This is a genomic window from Thalassolituus sp. UBA2009 (genome assembly GCF_002335285.1).
GTDB classification, from domain to species: domain Bacteria; phylum Pseudomonadota; class Gammaproteobacteria; order Pseudomonadales; family Oceanobacteraceae; genus Venatoribacter; species Venatoribacter alkanivorans.
The window spans coordinates 9,237-11,052 of sequence record NZ_DDCJ01000132.1; the positions used below are offsets into that span (position 1 = coordinate 9,237).

The 1,816-nt window shown below is 57.7% G+C and carries 1 protein-coding gene; it reads right to left on the bottom strand.

Annotated elements, in window-relative coordinates; translation table 11 throughout:
* Positions 1-1,715, bottom strand: a 1,715-nt coding sequence (gene edd / locus B3P58_RS15845) for a phosphogluconate dehydratase (protein ID WP_286718977.1), incomplete at its 3' end; no start/stop codon positions are given.
* Between the last annotated feature and the right edge of the window lie 101 nt (positions 1,716-1,816).

Below are 1,816 nucleotides of genomic sequence, written 5' to 3' on the forward strand. Positions count from 1 at the left end.
ACGGGCGGCTCATGGGCCGGACGCTGAGCAAAACCTTCGGCCAGCACCGTCAGTTCACCATGATGGCCGTCGAGGCGAATCACATCACCATCCTGAACCCGATCCAGCCAGCCGCCGGCATAAGCTTCCGGGCAGACATGAATTGCCGCCGGGACCTTGCCGGAAGCACCGGATAAGCGCCCATCGGTCACCAGCGCCACACGGTAGCCAGCCTCCTGCAGATTGGTCAGTGCCGGTGTCAGCTGATGCAGCTCCGGCATGCCATTGGCTTTTGGCCCCTGATATTTCAGTACCACCACCACATCGCAGTTGAGTTCACCATTGCGGTATGCGTTAAGTACCGCGTCCTGGGTCGTAAATACCCGCACCGGAGCTTCTACCTGCCAGCGGTCATCCGGCACCGCCGACACTTTCATGATCGCCCGGCCCAGATTGCCCTGCAGCAATTTCATGCCGCCTTCACGCATAAAAGGCGCATGGGCAGGTGCCAGCACCGATAAATCGAGACTCTCGGCCACCGCCGGGCGCCAGCTCAGCGTGCCCTCTGAATTCAGATACGGTTCTTTGAAATACGGCTCCAGGCCATTGCCCATAATGGTTTTAACATCGGTATGCAGCAGCCCGGCGGAAGCCAGTTCGCGCATTAAATAGGCCATGCCACCACTTTGCTGAAAGGCGTTGATATCGGCCTTGCCATTGGGATAAACCCGCGTCAGCAGCGGTACAACATCCGACAGATCGGCCATATCCTGCCAGTCGATCAGAATACCGGCCATACGTCCGATCGCCGGTAAGTGAATGCTGTGATTGGTCGAACCACCGGTCGCCAGCAGCCCCACCATGGCATTCACCAGCGTGCGCTCATCCACCATCTGCCCCAGTGGCATAAAGTCTGGCGCCAGAGCAGTAAGCTCGCTGACACGCTGGGCCGCGGCGGCGGTTAATGGCGCGCGCAACGGATCATTCGGATTAATAAACGAAGACCCCGGTAACTGCAGGCCCATGATTTCCATCAGCATCTGATTGGAATTGGCGGTGCCATAAAAGGTGCAGGTGCCGGCACTGTGATACGAGGCCATCTCGCTGTACAGCAGCTCATCGCGGCCAATTTCTCCGGCGGCATAGGCCTGCCGGACTTTGGCTTTATCGTTGTTACTGATACCGCTGGGCATGGGGCCTGCCGGTACAAACACCGCCGGCAGATGACCAAAGCGCAGAGCAGCCATCAATAACCCCGGCACAATTTTGTCGCAGATGCCGAGCAGCAGCATGCCGTCGAACACCTGATGCGACATTGCCACCGCCGTACTCAGCGCAATCACATCACGGCTGAATAACGACAATTCCATCCCTGTTTGCCCCTGAGTGACACCATCACACATCGCCGGCACGCCACCGGCCATCTGTCCGACATGACCACAGGCCGCGAGTGCTTTTTTCAGTTGCTGCGGGTAATCGCGATATGGCGCATGGGCCGACAGCACATCGTTATACGCACTGATGATGGCAATATTGGCGGCACGGTGATTCTGCTTCAGGATCAGTTTTTCAGTATCTGAGGACGCCGCATAATCATGGGCCAGATTGGTACAGCTCAGCTGTTCGCGCACAGGCCCTTGAGCAACGGCCAGTTCTGTTTGTGCCAGATAAGCAGCGCGGGTGGCTTTGCTGCGCTGGCGGATGCGTTCGGTAACATCAAGCAGTAAGGGGTGCATCAGGCTCTCCGTGTAAATTTTCCCGGCGATAAAAACTCAGGCCAACCTGTGAATGAAACAAAACCCGGCGCACCGGCATGGCCGCGGTATTACCTGCTTCG